24 protein-coding genes are annotated in these 20,978 nt (G+C 68.2%); 17 read left to right on the forward strand and 7 right to left on the reverse strand.

Annotation, left to right across the window (positions count from 1 at the left end; all coding sequences use genetic code 11):
• Positions 1 to 140: 140 nt before the first annotated feature.
• Positions 141 to 1,319 (reverse strand): FG-GAP repeat domain-containing protein, encoded by a 1,179-nt coding sequence (locus LR394_RS24045; RefSeq protein ID WP_231446126.1) that lies wholly within the window; start codon positions 1,317 to 1,319, stop codon positions 141 to 143.
• Positions 1,320 to 1,462: 143 nt separating this feature from the next.
• On the opposite strand from LR394_RS24045, the gene LR394_RS24050 reads away from it, so the two are divergent.
• The gene (locus tag LR394_RS24050) at positions 1,463 to 1,723 is read left to right on the forward strand and encodes a hypothetical protein (RefSeq protein ID WP_231446128.1); all 261 of its coding nucleotides are present in this window, start codon (positions 1,463 to 1,465) and stop codon (positions 1,721 to 1,723) included.
• Between the two features lie 315 nt (positions 1,724 to 2,038).
• Here the strand turns inward: LR394_RS24050 and LR394_RS24055 are convergent, their stop codons facing one another.
• A complete protein-coding gene (locus LR394_RS24055; protein WP_231446130.1) occupies positions 2,039 to 2,263 on the reverse strand; it encodes a hypothetical protein in 225 nt (74 codons plus the stop codon).
• A gap of 84 nt (positions 2,264 to 2,347) precedes the next feature.
• Complete coding sequence (locus tag LR394_RS24060) at positions 2,348 to 3,202, reverse strand: DUF6924 domain-containing protein (RefSeq protein WP_231446132.1); 855 nt, start codon at positions 3,200 to 3,202, stop codon at positions 2,348 to 2,350.
• A gap of 102 nt (positions 3,203 to 3,304) precedes the next feature.
• Between LR394_RS24060 and LR394_RS24065 the strand changes: the two genes are divergently transcribed.
• From LR394_RS24065 to LR394_RS24090, 6 genes are all read left to right on the forward strand, one after another.
• Positions 3,305 to 4,159, forward strand: a complete 855-nt coding sequence (locus LR394_RS24065; protein WP_407937117.1) for a helix-turn-helix domain-containing protein — start codon at positions 3,305 to 3,307, stop codon at positions 4,157 to 4,159.
• A 67-nt stretch (positions 4,160 to 4,226) separates the two neighbouring features.
• Positions 4,227 to 5,168, forward strand: coding sequence for an NADP-dependent oxidoreductase (locus LR394_RS24070; protein ID WP_231446135.1), 942 nt, complete (start codon positions 4,227 to 4,229; stop codon positions 5,166 to 5,168).
• A 345-nt stretch (positions 5,169 to 5,513) separates the two neighbouring features.
• Positions 5,514 to 5,801 (forward strand): hypothetical protein, encoded by a 288-nt coding sequence (locus LR394_RS24075; protein ID WP_231446137.1) that lies wholly within the window; start codon positions 5,514 to 5,516, stop codon positions 5,799 to 5,801.
• 270 nt (positions 5,802 to 6,071) lie between these two features.
• The gene (locus LR394_RS24080; RefSeq protein ID WP_231446140.1) at positions 6,072 to 6,671 is read left to right on the forward strand and encodes a TetR/AcrR family transcriptional regulator; all 600 of its coding nucleotides are present in this window, start codon (positions 6,072 to 6,074) and stop codon (positions 6,669 to 6,671) included.
• Between the two features lie 21 nt (positions 6,672 to 6,692).
• Complete coding sequence (locus tag LR394_RS24085; RefSeq protein ID WP_231446142.1) at positions 6,693 to 7,415, forward strand: CPBP family intramembrane glutamic endopeptidase; 723 nt, start codon at positions 6,693 to 6,695, stop codon at positions 7,413 to 7,415.
• 37 nt (positions 7,416 to 7,452) lie between these two features.
• Complete coding sequence (locus LR394_RS24090) at positions 7,453 to 8,121, forward strand: Type 1 glutamine amidotransferase-like domain-containing protein (RefSeq protein WP_231446145.1); 669 nt, start codon at positions 7,453 to 7,455, stop codon at positions 8,119 to 8,121.
• A 14-nt stretch (positions 8,122 to 8,135) separates the two neighbouring features.
• On the opposite strand, the gene LR394_RS24095 is transcribed toward LR394_RS24090, so the two are convergent.
• Positions 8,136 to 8,297 carry a hypothetical protein gene (locus tag LR394_RS24095; protein ID WP_231446147.1) on the reverse strand — a complete coding sequence of 54 codons (162 nt, stop codon included), beginning with the start codon at positions 8,295 to 8,297 and terminating at the stop codon, positions 8,136 to 8,138.
• Positions 8,298 to 8,453: 156 nt separating this feature from the next.
• On the opposite strand from LR394_RS24095, the gene LR394_RS24100 reads away from it, so the two are divergent.
• Genes LR394_RS24100 through LR394_RS24125 form a run of 6 tightly spaced genes read left to right on the forward strand, consistent with a single transcriptional unit; the run spans position 8,454 to position 14,120 of the window.
• Positions 8,454 to 9,443 carry a Bug family tripartite tricarboxylate transporter substrate binding protein gene (locus tag LR394_RS24100; RefSeq protein ID WP_231446150.1) on the forward strand — a complete coding sequence of 330 codons (990 nt, stop codon included), beginning with the start codon at positions 8,454 to 8,456 and terminating at the stop codon, positions 9,441 to 9,443.
• Positions 9,440 to 9,955: a tripartite tricarboxylate transporter TctB family protein gene (locus LR394_RS24105; RefSeq protein WP_231446153.1), complete on the forward strand. Its 516-nt coding sequence runs from the start codon at positions 9,440 to 9,442 to the stop codon at positions 9,953 to 9,955. Before LR394_RS24100 ends, LR394_RS24105 begins: the two co-directional genes overlap by 4 nt.
• A 1-nt stretch (position 9,956) precedes the next feature.
• Positions 9,957 to 11,462 carry a tripartite tricarboxylate transporter permease gene (locus tag LR394_RS24110; RefSeq protein ID WP_231446155.1) on the forward strand — a complete coding sequence of 502 codons (1,506 nt, stop codon included), beginning with the start codon at positions 9,957 to 9,959 and terminating at the stop codon, positions 11,460 to 11,462.
• Positions 11,459 to 12,661, forward strand: a complete 1,203-nt coding sequence (locus LR394_RS24115; protein ID WP_231446165.1) for a CaiB/BaiF CoA transferase family protein — start codon at positions 11,459 to 11,461, stop codon at positions 12,659 to 12,661. Before LR394_RS24110 ends, LR394_RS24115 begins: the two co-directional genes overlap by 4 nt.
• Positions 12,658 to 13,452 carry a citryl-CoA lyase gene (locus LR394_RS24120; protein ID WP_231446167.1) on the forward strand — a complete coding sequence of 265 codons (795 nt, stop codon included), beginning with the start codon at positions 12,658 to 12,660 and terminating at the stop codon, positions 13,450 to 13,452. The genes LR394_RS24115 and LR394_RS24120 overlap by 4 nt, the downstream gene beginning before the upstream one ends.
• Positions 13,453 to 13,457: 5 nt before the next feature.
• Positions 13,458 to 14,120, forward strand: coding sequence for an IclR family transcriptional regulator (locus LR394_RS24125; RefSeq protein ID WP_231446375.1), 663 nt, complete (start codon positions 13,458 to 13,460; stop codon positions 14,118 to 14,120).
• An 8-nt stretch (positions 14,121 to 14,128) separates the two neighbouring features.
• On the opposite strand, the gene LR394_RS24130 is transcribed toward LR394_RS24125, so the two are convergent.
• A complete protein-coding gene (locus LR394_RS24130; protein WP_231446169.1) occupies positions 14,129 to 15,361 on the reverse strand; it encodes a multidrug effflux MFS transporter in 1,233 nt (410 codons plus the stop codon).
• A gap of 190 nt (positions 15,362 to 15,551) precedes the next feature.
• Between LR394_RS24130 and LR394_RS24135 the strand changes: the two genes are divergently transcribed.
• The 4 genes from LR394_RS24135 to LR394_RS24150 are packed head-to-tail and all read left to right on the forward strand — an operon-like array spanning position 15,552 to position 19,280.
• Positions 15,552 to 17,009: an aldehyde dehydrogenase gene (locus tag LR394_RS24135; RefSeq protein WP_231446172.1), complete on the forward strand. Its 1,458-nt coding sequence runs from the start codon at positions 15,552 to 15,554 to the stop codon at positions 17,007 to 17,009.
• Positions 17,006 to 17,785: a crotonase/enoyl-CoA hydratase family protein gene (locus LR394_RS24140; RefSeq protein WP_231446174.1), complete on the forward strand. Its 780-nt coding sequence runs from the start codon at positions 17,006 to 17,008 to the stop codon at positions 17,783 to 17,785. Before LR394_RS24135 ends, LR394_RS24140 begins: the two co-directional genes overlap by 4 nt.
• A gap of 32 nt (positions 17,786 to 17,817) precedes the next feature.
• Positions 17,818 to 18,933 (forward strand): thiolase family protein, encoded by a 1,116-nt coding sequence (locus LR394_RS24145; RefSeq protein ID WP_407937118.1) that lies wholly within the window; start codon positions 17,818 to 17,820, stop codon positions 18,931 to 18,933.
• Positions 18,930 to 19,280, forward strand: a complete 351-nt coding sequence (locus LR394_RS24150) for a Zn-ribbon domain-containing OB-fold protein (RefSeq protein ID WP_231446178.1) — start codon at positions 18,930 to 18,932, stop codon at positions 19,278 to 19,280. The genes LR394_RS24145 and LR394_RS24150 overlap by 4 nt, the downstream gene beginning before the upstream one ends.
• On the opposite strand, the gene LR394_RS24155 is transcribed toward LR394_RS24150, so the two are convergent.
• Both LR394_RS24155 and LR394_RS24160 read right to left on the reverse strand, forming a co-directional pair.
• A complete protein-coding gene (locus LR394_RS24155; RefSeq protein WP_231446180.1) occupies positions 19,273 to 19,935 on the reverse strand; it encodes a TetR/AcrR family transcriptional regulator in 663 nt (220 codons plus the stop codon). The genes LR394_RS24150 and LR394_RS24155 overlap by 8 nt on opposite strands.
• An 8-nt stretch (positions 19,936 to 19,943) precedes the next feature.
• Complete coding sequence (locus LR394_RS24160; protein WP_231446181.1) at positions 19,944 to 20,858, reverse strand: enoyl-CoA hydratase-related protein; 915 nt, start codon at positions 20,856 to 20,858, stop codon at positions 19,944 to 19,946.
• Positions 20,859 to 20,978 lie beyond the last annotated feature (120 nt).

Here is a 20,978-nt window from a genome sequence, read left to right on the forward strand (position 1 = left end):
GGCAGGAAGACGTTCGCGACCATAGTCAGGTCGACGGCCAGCAGATGGCGAAGGCCGGGAAACCCGTGCCGCGCGGAGCGCATCTCCCGGTAGCTGAGTCGGGCCCGCCTCCACGCGACGGACCCGGCCAGCCAACCGGATCAGCAGTTGGATATGGCGAGCGGGATGGTGGTGGCGCTCTGCGCGCCGCTGATCGCAAGGTCGCTGCGGTAGTCACCGTCGAAGTCGCCGGCCACGACCTGGTAACCAGCTTCCCTCGCCCAGACCGGGAAGCCCGACACCCAGGAATTCGTGACGCCGAATGTGCCGTTGCCGTTCGAGAATGCCACCGGGATCGTCACCGCGCTCTGGGCGCCTGTCATCGACAGGTCACTACGGCCGTCGCCGTTGAAGTCACCGGCTACTACCTGGAAACCGGCTTCCCGGGCCCAGATCGGAAAGTTCGGCACGGTGTAGTTGGTGACGCCGAATGTGCCGTTGCCGTTCGAGAATGCCACCGGGACGGTCGTCGCGTTCTGGGCGCCGGTCATCGCCAGATCGCTACGCCCGTCATTGTTGAAGTCGCCGGCCACCACCTGATAGCCGGCTGTCTTCGCCCAGATCGGGAAATTGGCTACCCAGGAATTGGTGACGCCGAATGTGCCGTTCCCGTTCGAGAACGCTACCGGGATCGTCGTTGCGCTCTGGGCGCCGGTCATTGAGAGGTCACTGCGACCGTCGCCGTTGAAGTCACCGGCCACCACCTGGAAACCGGCCTCTCGGGCCCAGATCGGAAAGTTCGGCACGGTGTAGTTGGTGACGCCGAATGTGCCGTTGCCGTTCGAGAATGCCACCGGGATGGTCGTCGCGTTCTGGGCACCGGTCATCGCCAGATCACTGCGACCGTCACCGTTGAAGTCACCGGCCACCACCTGATAGCCGGCTGTCCTCGCCCAGATCGGGAAATTGGGCACGTAGTAGTTGGTGACCGTGAACGTGCCGTTCCCGTTGGAGAACGCCACCGGGATGGTTGTGGCACTCTGGGCACCGGTCATCGCCAGATCGCCGCGGCCGTCTCCGTTGAAATCCCCTGACACAATTTGATATCCGGCTTCTCTCGCCCACACCGGAAAGCCCGATACCCAGTTGTTCGTCACGCTGAAGGTTCCGCAGGCGGCCGCCGCCTTGGCCATCGATGGGCCTGCTGGCAACATCGTCAGACCGACAACGCTGGCCACGGCCAGCAATGCGGTCGAAAGGGACCTCTTCACTTTTCCCTCCACCATCGTCTGTTTCAACGGTCGAGGGATGACATCACCACGGGAGAAGAGGAAGATCACTCTGACCCAGGCGGTAATCAAGACAACGAATGGGCCGGGCCTCCTCCATTCGCATCAGCTCCACTTACGGTAGTCACCTACGGCTACCTCGCCCGAGGCGGATCCCCGCAGCCAGGCCAGCCAGGACGAGTCCGATCACGACCGTGCTGAAACTGAGCAACTGCCGACCGCCGGGGACCAGGGGGAGCGAGAACCGCGAGCCGCTGGTCAAGACCGCATCGGAGAGCGGCACGTACGCGAACCAGCCGAAGTTCTCTCGGGGGGCCGTCGCCACGACTCAAGGCGTCGCCCAGCAGACGGTACAAGGCCAGGTGCTCTCCGGCTTCCAGTGCGACGGCGCGGTCGCCCTCAGGAGCGGAGATGGTTGCGGTGAGGCCGTCGTCGTTCAATCCGGAGCCATCTGAGCCGGGGCGTCGCCCGGCGATCGACTGTGGTTCCTGCGGGTCGAGACCTTCCGAGACGAACACACCCTGAAAGCCGACCGCCCGGAACCCGGGGTCGGAGTGCGGGGGGAGATGGCGCTCATCCACATCCGGGTCCGGACGCCAGAGGTGTGGCGCATGGTCATGAAGGAGTCGTCGTCGTTGAAGGCGCCGGGGGTGCCGAGTTCGGCGTGGCTGCCGGACTGAATGGTCACTGTCATCGTGAGGACAGCGACCATTCAGAGGTCAGGGTGCGACGGCGTCGACGGAGAGACCAGTGAGGCGTTCGGATTCGGCTCACCGGCGGGTGGCGACCTGCTCGTCGCGTCCTCGTGCGGAAACTTTTGCTGGCGCAGGCGCTCCGAGCAGGTTGAACCGGGGGCCGTAGTAGCCGCTCTGCTTCGCCTCCGAGATGGTGGCCGGGTTCAGCATCGGGTCGGCGCTGCCCCGGCTGAGTGGCTCGGGGTGATCTTCCAGGCGACCGGACGGGTCCTGGTTCGCGCCCGTCCACTGAGCGGCCATCGTCGGGGCAGCCTGATCAGATCGGCCGAGCGACGTCCTCGATCGGCGCGCGGAGGCACTGAGTCGTTGGAGAGTTGGCTGCCACTATTCCCAGGGCTCTGCGCCCAGGTCGTCCCAGAGCATCTCTTCCCAACCGCTCAGGCCCATGGCATAGCCCGGATACCCGGCCACGGCGCTGCGCACGTGCACCCGTCCGCTGAAGTCGTAGTCGCTGTGGCGGAACACGTCGGGGTCGAGACCGTCGGGAACGTCATCGAGGTTCACGCCCAGCAGACAACCGTCCGGGTCGTGCATGGCTTCGGCGTTCGCGATGAACACGGCCCGAGGTGCCATCTCCTCGTCGTCCCATTCCTTCGGCAGGGCTGACACCACGGTCAGCCAGGAAGCGTTTGCCCAGACCGGGTCGTCGATGACGAAGGCGGCGGAGTTCTCGTCATTCTCAGCGATCTCGCTGAGGATGCGGGCCCAGGCCTCGGGGTCGCTGAAGTCGGTGCGCACCACGAGGCCACTGAACATGCGGTACCCCGACAGATCGAGCGTGCGGTCGGGGCCGGCGCTGACTGATCCGGACTCCCATACCCGGGCTCCGGAGTCGTCCAGCAGAGCGATATGGCCCTCATCGTCCAGCACGAGCATCTGACCGCGACGATGGGTGTACCAGAGGTCCGTGCCGTTACAGTTCCGCACGGCCAGCACGCCGTCCTCCTGGAGCCCGAACCAGCCGTAGTCCTCGTCGAGCAAGGGTTCTCCCGGATCGGGCTCGCCCTGGAAGACGCTGTCGGCGGCCCAGATCTCCTCGCCGTCAGCGACGCTCCGCACCACCACATCACCGTCGTACTGGTGTTCCAGCGTGTAGGTCCCGTTCGGGCTGGTCACCGACCGGGCCTGGAACTGTTCACCGGGACGCAGGACGACGATGTGTTCGGCGGCGGAAACCATCAGATCACTCTCATTCGCTCGGGCGCGACCTTCGGGGACGTACGAGACTATCCACACCTGGTGGGGGCGGTGTCTTCAGCTGCAACAGGGCACAATCGGGCTGTGGAGCTTCACCGGTTCGGCAGTGCGGTAAGACAGTTGCGCGAGAGTACCGATCCTGCGGATCTCGGCCTTCCGGTCGGGAAGCGGCGGACGCGGGGCCTGCGCCGGGAAGAGCTCGGTGAGCTGGCCGGCATGTCTGCGGACTATGTGCGACGGCTGGAGCAGGGGCGGAGTCATCCGTCGGCCGGAGTGGTGGATGCCATCGCCAAGGCACTGCACGTCGGCCGGTCTGATTACGAACGATTGTGCGCTTTGGCGGGCTATGCGGCCCTCGAGGGCCAAGTGCCCAAAGAACTCGGGCCGGGGGCTGTCCGGTTGCTGGAGCGGTTCTCGGACACACCGATGTTCGTCTCCGATGCGGCCATGAATCTGATCGCCGTCAACAGCGCCTTCATGGCTCTGCGGCACTGGGACCTGACGGGAGACCCGTGGGACTGGAACGTCGCCTGGCGATCCTTCTGCGACCCACTGATCGGCTTCAAGCAGTCTGCCGCTGATGCCACCGATCATGAAGCAGTCCTCGTCGCCCAGCTGAGGAGTGCAGTGCTGCGCTACCCGGCCGATAGTGACCTCACTGCTCTGATCGACGAAATGCGGACCCGAAGCCGCATGTTCGATGATCTCTGGCGTAATCCACGTCCGGTGGCGGCGTACGAGAGCAGCGCCGCGTTCGTCCACCCGGACGGAGGATCCGTCACCCTCATGGGCAGCCTGATCGCCATCCCCGGAGATGACCTGGCGGCTCTGATGCTCACTCCGGCCCCGGGTTCGGCCGATGCGTCGCGTCTGGCGGAGCTGGTCGCTGAGGAAGGGGACCCGGCGATCATCAGGGTGGGCCAATCCGGCCCAGGATAGTCGCGCTGCATCCTGCGAACTTGGTTGGCGTCACCACAGCGGCGCAACCAAGAAGCAGGTGCGAGTCATGAAGGCAGTACGTTTCCACGAGTTCGGTGGTCCTGAGGCTCTGGTCCACGAGGACATCGAGCAGCCCACCCCCGCCGCCGGTCAGGTCCGGATCCGGGTTGCGGCGACGTCGTTCAACGGAGTGGACGGCAACATCCGGGCGGGCTTCATGCAGGGCCCGATCCCGGTCGCCCTACCGCACACTCCTGGCCTGGACGTAGCCGGCACCGTCGATGCCCTGGGCAAGGGAGTGGACGACTTCGCAGTCGGTGACCGGGTGATCGGCTTCCTTCCGATGACGGGTGACGGCGCTGCTGCGGAGTACGTGATCGCAGCTGCCGACATCCTCACCGGAGCCCCGAAGAGCATCCCTCTGGCCGATGCGGCAGCACTGCCGGTGGTGGGTCTGACCGCCTGGCAGGCGCTGTTCGATCACGGGCAGCTCCGGGCGGGGCAGCGGGTCCTGATCAACGGTGCCGGGGGAGCGGTCGGTGACTACGCCGTGCAGTTGGCCAAGGAGGTCAAGGCGCACGTGATCGCTGTGGCCGGGCCTCGCCACCAGGCCCGGGTGAAGGCGGCTGGTGCCGACGAGGTCTTGGACCACACGAGCTCCGATGTGGTGGCGGCGCTGAGCGAGCCGGTCGACCTTGTCGTCAACCTGGCTCCAGTCACCCCTGAAATCCTGGCAGGCCTGGTCACAGTGATCCGTGACGGTGGCGCTCTGGTGAACACCACCGTCTGGATGGCTGCTCCCTCCGACAAGGAGCGTGCCGTGCAGGGAATCAACCTTTTCGTGCGCAGCGACGCCGATCAGCTGGCCGACCTCGCGGCCCGAGTGAACACCGGCGAACTTCACGTCGAAGTCGCTCAGCGCGTGCAGCTCGCCGACTTGGCAGATGTCCACCAGCAGGCTGCTGCGGGGGAGCTCCCTGGCAAGACGGTCATCGTCGTCTCCGCCTGATTCGAACGCGAAGGGAAAATCGCGGGTCTTTGTCTCTGGACCCCGAAATCGCGCAGGCGCCGGCCCCGATGGCCGGTGCGATGACAGAGACGGTCCTGCTGGCGCTGGACGGCATCCGGTCCCGCTCGTAACCGATCGCCCGGTTCCCGGCAGCGCTACGGCGCAACACCGCGCGAGTTCCGTTCGCACAAGGAGCCTGGCTCAGGGTTCACCCTGATGCGGTCCCCCCGGCCGATCTGGTTGGCTTGTAGCCGTCTCAGCGAAAGGAGTCTGCTCATGCTGCCCATGCCGCCGGTCTTGCGACGGCCCCACCCCGGGGCGTCGCGGAGCCGAAAGGTGACCGCCATGAGCAGAACCGACAAGCACCGGCCGTATTGGGTACGGCTGGCCGACACCCCGATGCTGACCAGCATTCCGCACCACGACCACCGTTTCGGGCCGTGCAGCCTGCCGGCCCAGATCACGCCGGAGAGCGTGAAACACCTCGGCTGCTACTGGACTTACGGGCCCGGGCTGTACGGCGTTCGTCTGGACAACGGCGGCGCGGAATGGCAGCGCTGGCGTACCGAGGCCAACCATCGGGATCGTCGGGAAGCCCGGCGAGCTCTGCGGCGTCGCCGAAACGAGTACTGAGTCAGAAGACGCTGTCGTTTCTGTCCGAGACGGCTGGGCGAGCGGGTCGCGGACCACGGTCCCGGCCCGCACTTTGCCGCGACTAATGCCTCGGCGCCGTCCGAGCCGGGTCTTTCGTAGCGGTGGTCATCCAGTCGGAGTCGATCCCGAAGAAACCGCGTTCTCCGGCACCGGCGCCGTGCTGGCGTAGGACCCGCGAACGTGCCCCGCACGGATCCAAATTTTCGACCGCGCGTTCTAAAAAGCGTCCTTTTGTTCTACAGTGGAATCATGCGGTCCGACGAAGAGCTGTCCTTCATCGAACGGGCGAGACGACGTCAGTTCGTCGAATGTGCTCTGGACTCGCTGCACGAGAAGGGGTTTGCCGGGACGTCCCTGGCTGCGGTGGCCGAGCGGGCCGGAGTCGCCAAGAGCGTCGTCGTCTATCACTTCGGCTCGAAACAAGCCCTGCTCGAAGCGGTCGTCGACTCGGTGTACGCAGGGGCCGCACCGGCCGTCCTGGCTGCCGTCGAGGGTGCTGGCGGTCCCCGCGAGCGCCTGCTCGCCTATGTCCGGGCCTGCGTACTGTTCGCCGCCGACAACGGCCGGGCGCTGGCTGCGGTGGGCGAGGTCTTCCGGAACCTGCGCACCGCAGACGGCGGTCTGCGTTACACCGCGGCCGACAGCGACGCGCTGATCTCCTACGTCGAAGGCCTGCTCGAGGACGGGCAGGACGCCGGCGAGCTGGGCGACTTCCACGCCCGAACGGTCGCGGTGATGATCCGCGCCTCGATCGATGCCCTGCCGGGCCTGTTCAGCGCCGATCCCGACCTGCAAGGAGCCGACGTCGCCGATCGGATGGGTGACGCGGTGGCCCGCATGACCAGCTGACTCCCTTTCTGGAGGCCGGACGTGGACACCCAGAACCTGGCCAATCTTCTGCTGTTGCCCTGCATCGCCGTCTTCGGTGTGATCGCGATCCGTTCCCGAGGTCTCGCCGCGGTGGGCCTACGACCTCGCCCGCGCACGTTCGTCCTTGGTTTCCTGATCGGAACCGTCGCCATTTCGGTGGTGTTCGTTCTTCTCCGGGCTACGGCAACGATCGAGGTCGAAAGCGTCGGCGGCGACACGGGCATGATTGTCGCTCTCCTGATCTACCTCGTGCTGCTGGCCCTGATCGAGGAAGCAGTTTTCCGGGGCCTGCTGATGAACGGCATCGGCGTGGCTGTCCGCTCGGACTGGCTCGCCGTCGGGATCACCGCCGTCCTGGTCGGCGTGCCGTACTTCTTCGCCGAGGGCGCAGGCGCGCTGGGCATTCTCAGCGGGGTACTGAGCGGCGTGATGTACGGCGCCGCGTTCCTGGCCACGCAGAACATCTGGCTCGGCGCCGGCCTGCGTGCTGCCTGGAACTTCGTGCAGGGCCCGCTACTGGGTTTCCCGGTCAGCGCCACCATGCTGGTCGACGACCCGCTGATCCACCAAATGGCCACCGGTGCGCGCTGGTTGACCGGCGGCGTCTACGGACCTGAGGCCAGTGTCCCCGGTCTGGTGATCCGTCTGGTCGTGATCGCCTACCTGATCCGTCAGGTGAAGACTTCAAGAAGCCTTGCTGGACGCGACGGACAGGCTGCCTGACTGGCGCCTCGCTCGCCGAGCGTGGTTGGCTCGGGCGGTGAATCTTCTGTTGACGTCGAGTGGTCTGCGCAACGAGTCGTTGCAGGATGCGTTGCGGGACATGGTGGGTCAGCCGTTCGGGTCGGCGAACGTGGTGTACCTGCTGACCGCGTCGGTCGCCCAGCCCGGTGACCACGGTTGGGTCGTGGCGGACCTGAACCGGGTGCACGGCCTAGGCTGGCGGGAGTTCGACATCCTGGAGCTGAACGGCCTGCCCCAGCAGATGGTGCTCGAGCGGTTGCGCCGCGCCGACGTGATCTACGTGCAGGGCGGCAACCAGTACCACCTGGCCCGCAGCATCACCGCCAACCACCTGGCCGCAGACCTCCTCAAGATCCTGGAAGACCGTGTCTACGTCGGGGTCAGCGCCGGTTCGATGATCTTCAGCCGGCACCTCAACGAACGCTCCGCCGACGTCATCGGGGATCGCGCGGACCTGGAGGTGCTCGGCGCGACTATCCTGGAACCGCCCTTGGGACTGTTCGACTGGTACTTGAAGCCGCACCTCGACTCGCCGGACTTCCCGGAGCGGGACGACACCTGGGCCGACGATATCTGTGGGCGAGCAGATTTCCCGATCTACTTCATCGACGACGAGACGGCGGTCCGCATCGTCGACGACCGGGTGGACGTGGTCTCGGAAGGCCGGTGGCGCTTCGAGTGCTGACGAACGCTCGGTCGTCAGGCTAGCTGCACCTGTGTCGGGCCCAGACGCTGGCGTTCCTCGGCCAGGTGATGGGCGCTGGCCCAGGCTTCGGTCCGGGCTCGTTCCCTGGCCTGCGCGTCACGGTCACCGTCATCCAGTTCGGCGCGGATGTCGTCCCAGCCATGGAATTCCGTCACGAATCTGTTCTCCGTTTCCCGTCGAGGACTCGCGCGTCCTCGTAGGCCGCCTCGGCAATCTATCGAACATCTGTACTTGACCACCTGGCGGACCGTGCGGTCCACTGGGCGGCACAGTTCATCGTTCACATCGTCGTGACGAAGGAGGCGTGGCTTGTGGATCCGCGCAGGAAACGCTGGCTCAGCACAGCCGCCGCAGTGGCACTCGTCCCCCTGGTGCTCACCGCCGGATATGACGCGCACCGCGCGGGAACCCTCTCCGGCGCCCGGACCGGCCTGACCATCATCGTTCCGGCGGCGCCGGGCGGTGGCTGGGACACCGTGGCCCGAGAACTGCAGGTGGCGTTGCGGGAGAACGACATCGTCAGCAACCCGCAGGTGGCCAACGTGCCGGGTGCGGCGGGCACGATCGGCCTCTCGCAGCTGCTGGGGATGGACGGCCAGGAAGACGTCGTGATGATCACCGGCACGGTGATGATCGGCGGGATCGCGGTGAACGGCTCCCCGCAGGACCTGACCGCGACCACCCCGGTGGCCCGGGTCGCGGACGACTACGAGGTGATCGTGGTTCCGGCGGACTCGCCCTATGAAACCCTCGACGACCTGCTGGCGGACTGGAAGGCGCAACCGCGCTCGGTGGCGATCGGCGGCGGCTCGCTGGGCGGCACCGACCAGCTCCTGGCCGTGCTGCTGGCCAAGCAGGTGGGGATCGAGCCGAGCGGGGTCAACTACATCCCGTACGCAGGTGGGGGCGAGGCGGTGGCGTCGCTGCTGTCCGGGGCGAGCGACGTCGGGATCTCGGGCTGGAACGAGTTCGCCGACCAGGTCGAGGCCGGGAAGCTGCGCGCGCTGGCGCTTTCCGCGCCCGAACCCAAGCCGGAGATCGGCGTCCCCACGCTGATGGAACAGGGCATCGACCTGCACCTGCCGAACTGGCGCGGGGTGGTCGCACCGGCCGGCCTCAGCACCGAGGAGGCGCAGGAACTCCAGGACATCGTCGACGAGGCGATCGCCACCCCGGAATGGGCGGACGCGCTGCGGCGTAACGCCTGGGCGGACTCCGAACTGCTGGGCGAGGAGTACGGGCAGTTCATCGCCGAGGAGACCGCGCGCATCGACAGCATCGTCAAGGAGGCCGGGCTGTGAGCACCCAACCAGAGGAACGTACCGAGCCCGAGGCGGCCGAGAACCCACCGGCCACCGGATCGTTCGCGATCGCCGCCGTCGTCCTGGGGGTGGCCGTCTACCTCACCCAGGGCCTGCTCACCATGGAGGTCCCGAGCACGGCGGACTTTCCCGGACCCCGGTTCTTCCCCACCGTGGTCGCCGTCCTCGCCTACATCCTGGTCGTGGCCCTGATCGTCCAGGGCGTGCGCAACCGGGCCCTTCCCGCCCAGCCGACCCGAACGTCCCCTGGTACCGACTGGGCCGCGGTGGCCGGAATCGTCGCCACGCTGATCGTCTTCACGCTCCTGCTGCGCCCATTGGGCTGGATCCTGGCCGGAATGCTGCTGTTCTACGGGGTGGCCTATTTCCTGGGCTCCCGGCGGCTGGTCTTCGACCTCGGGCTGGCGCTGGGCGTCTCCTCGATCGTCCAGTTGGTGTTCTCGGCGGGCCTCGGCCTCAACCTGCCCGCGGGCGTTCTGGGGATGATCTGACATGGAATCACTCGGACATCTGGCCGACGGATTCGGCACCGCTCTCACCCCGATCAACATCCTGTGGGTCTTCCTGGGTGCCCTGATGGGCACCGCGGTCGGCGTGCTGCCCGGCCTGGGCTCGGCGATGGCCGTGGCCCTCCTGCTGCCGGTCACTTTCACGCTCGACCCGACCGCCGCGTTCATCATGTTCGCCGGCGTCTACTACGGCGGGCTCTTCGGCGACTCGATCACCGGCATCCTGCTGAACACCCCAGGCAACTCAACGGCTATCGCCGGAACCTTCGAGGGCCACAAGATGGCTCTCAACGGCAGAGCACCGCAGGCCCTGGCCACCTCGGCGATCGGTGCCTTCACCGGCGGCCTGCTCGCCACCACCCTGGTCGCTCTGTTCTCACCGTTCCTGGCCGAGGCGGCAACCTCTTTCGGCCCGGCGGAGTTCTTCGCCCTGACCGTCGTCGCGTTCATCGCCACCGCGGCGATCGTGGCCGACTCGGTGATCAAGGGCATGACCGCGCTGGGGATCGGCCTGGGCATCGCCATGGTCGGCATCGACACCCAGAGCGGGGCCCTGCGGTTCACCGCGGGCGTGCCCGAACTGTTCGACGGCATCAGCGTTCTGGTGGTCACCGTCGGCCTGCTCGCCCTGGGCGAAGTGCTGTACATCGCGTCCAGGCGCCGCCATTCGGACAACACCTCGCTGATCAACGGAACCGGACGCCCGTTCCTGTCCCGCGCCGAGTTCCGCGAAGCGCTCCCGGCCTGGCTGCGGGGCACGGCGATCGGCGTTCCCTTCGGCGCGATCCCGGTCGGCGGCGCGGAGATCCCGACCTTCCTGTCCTACGGCGTCGAGCGGAACCTGGACAGCAAGCAGCCGGAGCCGCAGTTCGGCAAGCAGGGCGCGATCCGGGGTGTCGCCGGGCCGGAGTCGGCCGGAAACGCCACGGCCGGAACCGCTATGGGCGCACTGCTGACCCTGGGCCTGCCGACCTCGGCGACGGCGGCCATCATGCTCGCGGCCTTCCAGCAGTACGGCCTGCAGCCGGGGCCGCTGCTCTTCGACCGCGCCGGGGACCTGGTCTGGGCGCTGATCGCCAGCCTGTTCATCGGCCTGGTCGTCCTGCTGATCCTGAACCTGCCGTTCGCCCCGCTGTGGGCCCAGCTGCTGCGGGTGCCCAAGCCCTACCTGTACGCCGGGATCACCACCTTCGCCGTCCTGGGCACCTACGCCGCCGCCTCGTCCCTCATCGACCTCGCCCTGCTGGTCGCGATCGGCCTGCTCGGCTTCCTGATGCGCCGGCACGACATCCCGCTCGCGCCGGTGCTGATCGCGGTCATCCTCGGCCCGCTGGCCGAGACCGAGATGCGCCGCACCCTGGCGATCAGCGAGGGCAGCTACGCGGCGTTCTTCGACGGCCCGATCGTCCTGATCATCTACGGCGTGATGCTGGTCGGGATCGCCGTGGCCGTGTTCACCAGGATCCGCAACCGGGGAGCCGCTGCATGAGTCGTCCGCTCGAACAGATCCGCGTCCTCGATCTGACCAACGTGCTGGCCGGCCCGTTCGCGGCCTATCAGATGGCGCTGCTCGGCGCCGACGTGATCAAGGTGGAGATGCGCGGCACCGGAGACCTGGCCCGGCAGCTCGGGGCCGACACTGAACTCAACGAGGAACGGCTGGGTGCCTCGTTCCTGGCCCAGAACTCCGGAAAGCGCTCGGTCACCGTCGATCTGAAGAACCCGGCCGGAAAGGAGGCCTTCACCGCCCTGATCCGGGAGTCGGACGTCCTTCTGGAGAACTTCCGGCCCGGGGTGATGGCCCGCCTCGGCTTCGGCTGGGACGAGCTGCACGCGCTGAACCCGCGGCTGGTGTACTGCGCCATATCGGGTTTCGGCCAGAGCGGGCCGCTGCGCGATCGTCCGGCCTACGACCAGATCATCCAGGGGCTGTCCGGGATGATGGCGGTGACCGGCTCGCAGGACTCCGGGCCGTTGCGGGCCGGGTATCCGGTCGCGGACACCCTGGGCGGGATGGCCGCGGCCTTCGGCACCTGCGCGGCCCTGGTGCGCCGCCAGAGCACCGGTGAGGGCTCTCAGGTGGACGTCTCGATGCTGGAAACCGCGGTCACGGCGATGGGCTGGGTGACCTCGAACTACCTGGTGGCCGGCCAGACGCCGGTCGCGATGGGGAACGAGAACTTCACCGCAGCCCCGTCCGGGACCTTCCGCACCGGCGACGGCGACCTCAACGTCTCGGCGAACAAACAGGAGCAGTTCGAGACGCTGGCCCGCCTGGTCGGCCGCGAGGATCTGCTTCAGGACGAGCGTTTCGCCCGGCGCGAGGCCCGCAAGGCTCATCGTGCTGAACTGCGCGACGAACTCGAAAAGGCTTTCGCCGCCAAGCCCGCGGCCGACTGGGAGGCCGAGCTGGCCGCCGTGGGAGTTCCCGCCGGACGGGTGCTCGGGGTGGCCGATGTTCTGGACCACCCACAGATCCGGGACCGTCAACTCGTCCACCATCTGCCTTTTCCGGGGCACCCCGAACGCGACCTGCGGGTTCTGGGCAACGGGATCCGGGTGGACGAAACCGCCAGCACACCGGCCCTTCCACCGCCGCGGCTCGGGGAGCACACCGATTCCGTCCTGAGCGAGATCGGCGTCGAGCCGGCGACCATCGAGCGCTGGCGCAATGAGGGAGGAATATGACAACCGCCGAGGACTGCACCCGCTGGTGGGAAACGTCAGTCAGCCGGATCGCACCCGGCGAGATCGACCTGCGCGGCTATCCGGTCCAGGAACTGATCGGCCGGCTGTCGTTCCCCGACATGATCTGGCTCATGGTCCGGGGCGAGCTTCCGGGGCCGGGGCAGGCGCGCCTGCTCGAGGCGGCGTTGGTGGCCGCCGTCGATCATGGCCCGCAGGCCCCCTCGATCGCCAGCGCCCGGATGGCCGCCACCTGCGGTCTGGGACTCAACAGCGCAATGGCCAACGGCGTCAACACTCTTGGTGATGTCCACGGTGGCGCGGGCCAGCAGTGCGTTCAAGTGCTTGAGGACGTCGTTGCGGACGGACGTTCGGAGGCGGCGGCCGAGCTGGTGGCTCGGTACCGCCAAGAACGCCGGCACGTCCCCGGCTTCGGGCACCGATTCCACCCGCGCGACCCGCGGCGTGACCCGCTGCTGAACCTGGTGGCCGAGGCCCGGGACGCCGGCCAGGTGAAGGGGCTCCATCTCGAGGCGGCACTGGCCTTGGAGGCCGCGCTGTCGGTAGGCCGCGAGCGCCCCGTGCCGATGAACATCGACGGGGCGACCGCGGTGGTCTACGCGGAGCTCGGGATCGAGCCGGAACTGGCCCGCGGCATGTTCGTCCTCAGCCGTTCGGTGGGTATCCTCGCCCACGCCTGGGAGGAGAAGCAGTCCGGCCGCCGGATCAAGGGCCCGCTTCCCCCGCCGTTGCTCGCCGACTACACCGGTCCGAGGCGCAGTATGTTGCCGTGAGCTTGATGAACCCCGATTCGGGCGTGCGTAGTGTCAGCCGCGCCGTCGATCTGCTGGAGGCGTTCGACCTCGGTCATCCCGCCCGCACGTTGCGGGAGCTGATCGAGGTGACCGGGTTGCCCAAGAGCACCGTGCTGCGCCTGGTCGGCACCTGGGAGAACCGGGGATACCTCCTGCTGCTCAGTGACGGCCGCTACGCCCTGGGCCCGGGCCTGCTGCGCTGGGTCCGCGCGGCCGACGCGCTGTGGGAGGTCAGCGCGGCGGCACGCTCGGCGATGAAGGCACTGGTCGACCGTTACGGCGAGACGGTCAACATCTACGTGCGCCAGGGCGAGCACCGCGTCTCGATCGCCCAGCACGAGGGCACCGCCACGGTCCGGAGCGTCGTCGTGGTCGGCTCGCCGATGCCCCTGGAGTTGGGCGCCTCGGGCCGGGTGCTGCGCACGGGGGTAGATCTGGCGGTCAGTCACGGAGAGCGGGAGGTCGGGGCCTCGTCGGTGTCGGCGGCGATCCGGGCCGCGGACGGACGAGTGCTGGCCGCCTTGGCCATGTCCGGCCCGACCTCGCGGTTCGTCGAGGAGACGGTGACCCGGTACACGGTTGCGGTGCGGGCGGCGGCTGCGCAGATCGCCGAGCAGGGCCTCGGAAGCGTCGAGGCCCTGCTCTGAGTTGACGATTAGGCGGTTGAGGAAGAGCGGGCTACGACGAGCAGCCCGAACACGGACACCAGCATGCCGATGGTCATCATCAGCGCCATTGGCACCGCGGTGTGCTCACCGCCCAGCCCGGCGATCGGCGCTGCGACACCGGCGGTTCCCCACTGCAGCAGCCCCAGGACGGCCGATCCGGTGCCCGGGTGATCCGGCACCGCGTCGGCGGCCAAGGCACCGGCGTTGCCCCAGAACAGGCCGAGTGCGCACATGAACGCGAAGAAGCAGACCATCGACAGGACGAGCGGAGTCTCGAACCACAGCGCCCCGGCCAGCATGGCCACACCGGCGGCCAGTGCGATCAGCTGGCCGAGGAGAATCACGCGGCGGGTGTCGGCCCGTCCCGCCAGGCGCGCGGCGAGCAGGGCGGTGACCGTCATCCCGGCCGCGTTGGCGGCGAAGTCGATCGAATAGCCCAGTGGGGAAAGACCGTTGATCGTGCGCAGAACGAACGACGAGGTGGCCACGTAGGCGAACAGGCCCACCATCGCGGCCGCGGCCACCAGGACATAGCCGAGGTAGTCCCGATTGCTCAGCACCTGACCGGCGTCCCGGGCGAACGCCTGAAGCCCGCCGGCGTGCCGGCGTTCAGGGGGCAGGGACTCCGGCACCAGGAAGTAGGTGGCCACGATCATCAGCACCACCAGCAGGCCGATCACCCAGAACGGCGCCCGCCAGGTGGAGAACTGCAGGATGATCCCGCCCAGCAGGGGCGCGGCGATCGGGGCGATGCCGCCGACGCCCTGCACGATGTTCAGGGCCCGCACCAGCTGGGTGCCACTGGCCAGGTCGACGATCACCGACCGCCCGATCACCATGGCCCAGCCTCCGGCGAAGCCCTGCAGGAACCGGGCCACCGCCATGAAAGTGATGTTCGGCGCCAGCGCGCAGGCGATGCTGGCCATCAGCATGACGATGGTGGCGGCCAGCAGCGGTTTGCGCCGGCCGCGCTGGTCCGAGACCGGGCCACCGACCAGCTGCCCCAGCGCCATCCCGACGAAGAACGTGGTCAGGGTGAGCTGCACGGCCGTGGCGCTGGTGGCGAGATCCCGGGCGACGTCGGGGAACGCCGGGATGTACATGTCCGTGGCCAGCGGGGCGATCGCGGTCACGAAAATGACCGTGGCGATCAGGGCGGCCGAGATCGGTTGCCCCGGTGCGGCGCCCAAGGGGGCCGCGGCCACCGTTCTCGGTTTCACGAGCCCTCGCAAACGGACGTGCATGGTGAGTCCTTCTGGCTGATCAAGAAGTGGAGCGGTGAGCCCATGCAACCCCGCCCGCCGACCGGCTGACAGGGGGCGCTGGTAGGGGGTACCGGCGTGACCCCCTTGACCGACTAAATCTAAAGACATAAGTTTTTCTTGGCGACGGCGCACACCGGGAGGCTCGATGTCCTTGTCAGGCGAAGTCACCCTGCGCAGTTCCTTCTTCGTGGGCGGCGACTGGAGACCACCGGTCGTGCCCCGGCCCGGCCGCCTGATCCAGGAGGCGGCCACCGGCAAGGTGCTGGCCGAGACCCCGATGGCGTCCGAGGCCGACGTGGACGCAGCCGTTCGAGCGGCCCGCCACGCACTGGAAGGGGCCTGGGGGAAGACGACCGGCGCTGAGCGCTCGCAGGTGATGCGCAGGCTGGCGGATGAGCTCAAGGCCCGCGCGCCCCAGACTGCGGCGCTGGTCACGCGGGAGAACGGAACGCCGATCACCACCTCGCTCCCGGCCAACGGCTACGCGCCGGGGGTGATACTGAAGGTCTACGCGAAGCTGGCCGAGAGCTTGGACCAGCCGGACGAACGGCAGGGGCGTCTGGCCACCATCAACGTCCGTCGCGAACCGGTCGGCGTGGTCGCGGCCATCACCCCGTGGAACTACCCGCAGTCCCTCGCCGCCATGAAGATCGCCCCAGCTCTCGCCGCCGGTTGCACCGTCGTACTCAAGCCCTCACCGGAGACGGCCCTTGACTCCTACGTATGGGCGGACGCCGCCGAGGCAGCCGGATTACCGCCAGGGGTGCTGAACATCGTCCCAGGAGAAAGGGACGCGGGCGCCCACCTGGTGGCCCATCCGGACGTCGACAAAGTGGCGTTCACCGGATCCACCGCGGCCGGCCGGGCGATCGGTGAGGTCTGCGGACGACTGCTGCGCCCGGTCACCCTTGAGCTGGGCGGCAAGTCGGCCGCGATCGTCACCGAGGACGCCGACCTCGATGCCTTCCTGAAGGCACTGCCCGAGCACAGCCTGGCCAACAACGGCCAGACCTGTCACGCCAGCACCCGCATCCTGGTTGCCCGCTCGCGGTACACCGAATTCGTCGATGCGATCACCGAAACCGTTGCCTCGCTGCGCATCGGCGATCCTCTCGAACTGGGGACGCAGGTGGGCCCGTTGGTCAGTGCGGCGCAACGCGAGCGGGTGCTTGGGTACATCGAGGACGGTCGGCGCACCGGAGCGCGCCTGACCACAGGCGGCGGTGTTCCCCCAAGGCCAGGCTGGTTCGTGGAGCCTACGGTGTTCGCGGACGTGGACAACGCCGGCCGGATCGCCCGCGAGGAGATCTTCGGGCCGGTGCTGTGCGTGCTGCCCTACGACGACGAGGACCAGGCCGTGCAGATCGCCAATGACTCGGAATACGGCCTGGGCGGCACGATCTGGAGCACCGACGAAGACCGGGCTCGTCAGTTGGCGGCCCGGATCCGCACCGGCAGCATCGGGATCAATCACTACGCCCTGGATCCGCTGGCGCCGTTCGGGGGTGTGAAGGCGAGTGGGCTGGGCCGGGAGCTGGGCCCGGAAGGCCTGCAGCCGTACTTCGCCCTGAAATCCGTGTACACGAAACCGGAGGCCCGATGAGCGCAGTCCTGTACGAGAAGCGCGGCCACATCGGGCTGGTGACGCTCAACCGGCCGCAGGCGATGAACGCCGTGAACACACCGCTGTCGCAGGCCGCCGGGGCCGCGCTGGAGCAGGCACAGGTCGATCCGCAGGTGCGCGTGGTGGTGCTGACCGGTGCTGGCCGGGCCTTCTGCGCCGGTGCTGATCTCAAGGAGCTGGCGCAGGGCAACCGGGTGGACGACCGGGAGCATCCGGAATGGGGCTTCGCCGGGATCGCACAGCACTGGATCGGTAAGCCGACGATCGCCGCCGTGAACGGGTACGCCATGGGCGGCGGCACCGAGATCATGCTGGCCTGCGACCTCGCCGTGATCGACGAGACCGCTTCGCTGGGCCTGCCGGAAGTCAAGCGTGGGCTGTTTGCAGCGGCCGGGGGAGTGATCCGGCTGCAGCGTCAGATCCCGCCGAAGATCGCCGCCGAGATCGCCCTCACCGGTGAACCCGTCAGCGCTGCCCGGGCTTACGAGCTGGGCCTGGTGAACCGGGTCGCCGCAGCCGGCACGGCGCTGGTCGTAGCGCTGGAGCTGGCCGAGAAGACAGCCCGCAACGCCCCGCTGTCGGTGCAGGAGAGCAAGCGGGTGCTGCACCAGACCTGGTCGGCCGGCTCGGACTGGGAGGCCGAGGTCTGGGCGATCAACGCCGCGGCCGTGAAAACGGTGTTCAGCAGCCGTGACGCCCGCGAAGGGCCGCAGGCGTTCGCCGAGAAGCGGGAGCCCCGGTGGGAAGGCCGCTGAGCACGGCGATCGTCGGTCTGGGCCTGACCGAGATGGGCAAGGTCTACGGGCGCTCGGCCAGTTCCCTCGCCGCCGAGGCCGTTCGCAAGGCCACGGACGATGCGGGCCTGCGGTTGAGCGATCTCGACGGGCTGCTGGTGAGCTCCGGGGTGACCCAGAGCCTGAACGTCGGCCTGGCCCAGACCCTGGCCCTGCCTGATCTGAACGTGCTCAGCCAGGTCAGCGCCTTCGGTGCGACCGCCGGGGTGATGGTGGCCCAGGCCGTGCAGATGATCGAGGCCGGAGCCGCCACCACCATCGCCTGCGTCTTCGCGGACACACCCCTGAAACCGGCCCGGAAGGCAGGCGAGGCCTGGGCCGGCAGACCCCGTGAACTCAAGGGTATGGCCGGTTGGTCCGCCTTCTCCGGCGCAGTGAATCCCACCGTCCTGTACGCCGTCTGCGCTCGCCGGCACATGGAACGCTACGGCACCACCAGCGCGCAGCTGGCCGAGATCGCCGTGGCTCAGCGAGCCTGGGCCGCGCTCAATCCGCTGGCCCAGATGCGTGATCCGATCACGGTAGATGACCACCAGGCCTCCCGCTGGATCGCCGACCCGCTGCACCTGCTCGACTGCTGCCTGGTCAGCAACGGCGCGGTCGCCGTCATCGTCAGCTCGGCCGAGAAGTCCGAGAGGCCGGTGCATGTCTGGGGCTACGGGCAGGCGCATCAGCCCCGCCGCATGCACGCCGGATCCGACTGGGGACTCCTCACCCCGGCCGGCCGATCGGGAGCGCAGGCGATGAGCATGGCCGGGATCAGTGTGGACGACGTGGACGTGGCCGAACTGTACGACTGCTACACCTACACCGTGCTGGTCTCACTGGAGGACTACGGCTTCTGCGCCAAGGGTGAAGGCGGCCCGTTCGTAGCCGACGGCCGGCTCGGGCCCGGCGGAAAGCTGGCCGTGAACACCGGTGGCGGGCAGCTGTCCGGGTACTACATGTGGGGCTTCACCCCGTTGTCCGAGGCCGTGATCCAGGCCCGCGGTGAAGGTGGCGAACGCCAGGCCCCCAGCAACGACGTCATCCTGGTCAGCGGCAACGGCGGCATCCTGGAACACCACTCGACCCTGGTCCTGAGCCCTCACCCGGGAGCCCTCCGATGACCGTGGTGCGCCGTGACCCCGCCAGCGCAGCCTTCTACGACGCCGCCGCCCAGCACCAGCTCCTGATGCGCCGCGGCCCCTCCGGCACCGTCCTGCCACCTGAGGCCCGCACCGACCCGATCAACGGCAGCCCCGACCTCGAACCGTTCATCGTCTCCGGCACCGGCACCCTGATCAGCTGGGCGATCGTCCCCGGCCAGGCCACCACCGCGCTGGTGGAGCTGACCGAAGGCCCCTGGCTCTTCGTCCGTCTCCAGGCCGATCCCGCCGTCCTGAAGGCCGGCCTAACGGTCGAGGTGTGCTTCGAAGATGCCGGGGAGAGCGTTCCGGTGTTCCGGCTCAGCTGAGGAAAGCGGCCGGAGGCATCGGCGCGGGGGCGTCGGCCGGCACGTAGGGCGCGGCCCCGCGCAGGAAGCTGCGAATGGTCTCGGCGAACAGTTCTTCCGAGCTCAGCTGGTTCGCCTTCACCGCTGCGCTCAGCGTCGGCTCGGTCTCCGGCCCGGCGTTGGCGAAGGGCTGGTTGCTGCCGTCCGGGTCACGCACCGCCTCGGTGATCGCCGCGGCCAGGGTCAGCCGGTCCACCCCGTCCAGGATCAGCACCTGCTGGTCGGCCGGCACCCCCAGCTCGGCCAGCATCTGGGCGCTGGCGTCGTAGGTGCGCACCAGCACCTCGCGCGGCATGAACTGCAGCAGGATCGGCGCGGCGTTGCGGTGGTTCAGCACACTGGCCCGGAAGCTCAGGCTGACCTGCACGAACCACTCGATCCAGGTGGGCGCCTGCTCCAGGCGGGGCAGCCGGGCCTGCAGCACGATCGCCCGGGCGATGCCCCGCATGATCTCGGCCTTGTCGGCGAAGTGGTGGTACAGCGAGGGAGCCCGGACGTTCAGCTCGCGGCTGAGCCGGGGCAGGCTGAACGCCTCGAGACCTTCCTCGTCGATGATGCGCAGCGAGGTCTCGATCACCGCGTCGTACTGGATCAGGGGCTTGGCCGGGCGAGGCATGGGAAGGATTATCCGCCGTTGCGGCTCGGACCCGGCCAAGGGGGCAACGTGGCGGGGTGATCGGTGCTGACCCGCCCGGTGAACCGGGCCGGTCGCTTCTCCAGGAACGACGTCACGCCCTCGGCCGCGTCGGCTCCCCGGCCGAGTTCGTTGATCAGCTGTGAGTCCAGGGCGTGGGCGTCCCAGGGCGAAGCCGCTCCGAGCATTGACCACAGCAGCTGCCGGGCCGCCCCGACCGCGACCGCCGAGGTGTTGTCCACGATCTCGGCAGCCCATCGGTACGCCGCGGGCAGCAGTTCGTCCTTGGCGACCACCCGGGAGACCAATCCGCCCTCGCGCGCCTCGGTTGCCCCGAAAACCCGGCCGGTGGCCACCCACTCCATCGCCTGGGAGATGCCCACCACCCGCGGCAGGAACCAGGCCGAGGCTGCTTCCGGGACCAGCCCGCGCTGGGTGAACACGAAGCCGAACCGGGCTGCTTCACTGGCGATCCGGACGTCCATCGGCAGCGTCATGGTGGCGCCGACCCCGACCGCCGGGCCGTTGATCGCCCCGATCACCGGTTTGCGGCACGAAGCAATAGCGAGCGAGACGGCACCACCAGGATCGCGGGGTACCTCGCCGATGCGCCCGAAACCGTTCAGACCTGATTGAGGACGTGTCTGCGCACTATCCGCGTCAGCCTCCAGTGAGTTGCGGGTGGCGTCGAAAGTCTCGGCTCCGAGCGCCAGGTCGGCTCCCGCGCAGAAGGCTCGCCCGCGCCCGGTGACTACCACGACCCGTACCTCGTCGTCCGCGTCGGCCCTGGCGAACGCCTCGATCAGCTCGTGGCCCATGGCCAGGGTGAAGGCGTTCAGCCGGGCCGGCCGGTCGAGCACGATCGTGGCCACGTTGTCCTGCACCGCGTACGCGATCTCCGCCATCGGATAAACCTACTTTAATTAGGTAAGGGCGGCCAGAGGTGCGCCGCAGATGACCGGATCGGTCACCGGCAGATGCCTGAAGTGACCGTGGACACATTCAACCTAAAGCATTTAGGCTCG

This window comes from Kineosporia babensis, assembly GCF_021129305.1.
Taxonomy (GTDB): domain Bacteria; phylum Actinomycetota; class Actinomycetes; order Actinomycetales; family Kineosporiaceae; genus Kineosporia; species Kineosporia babensis.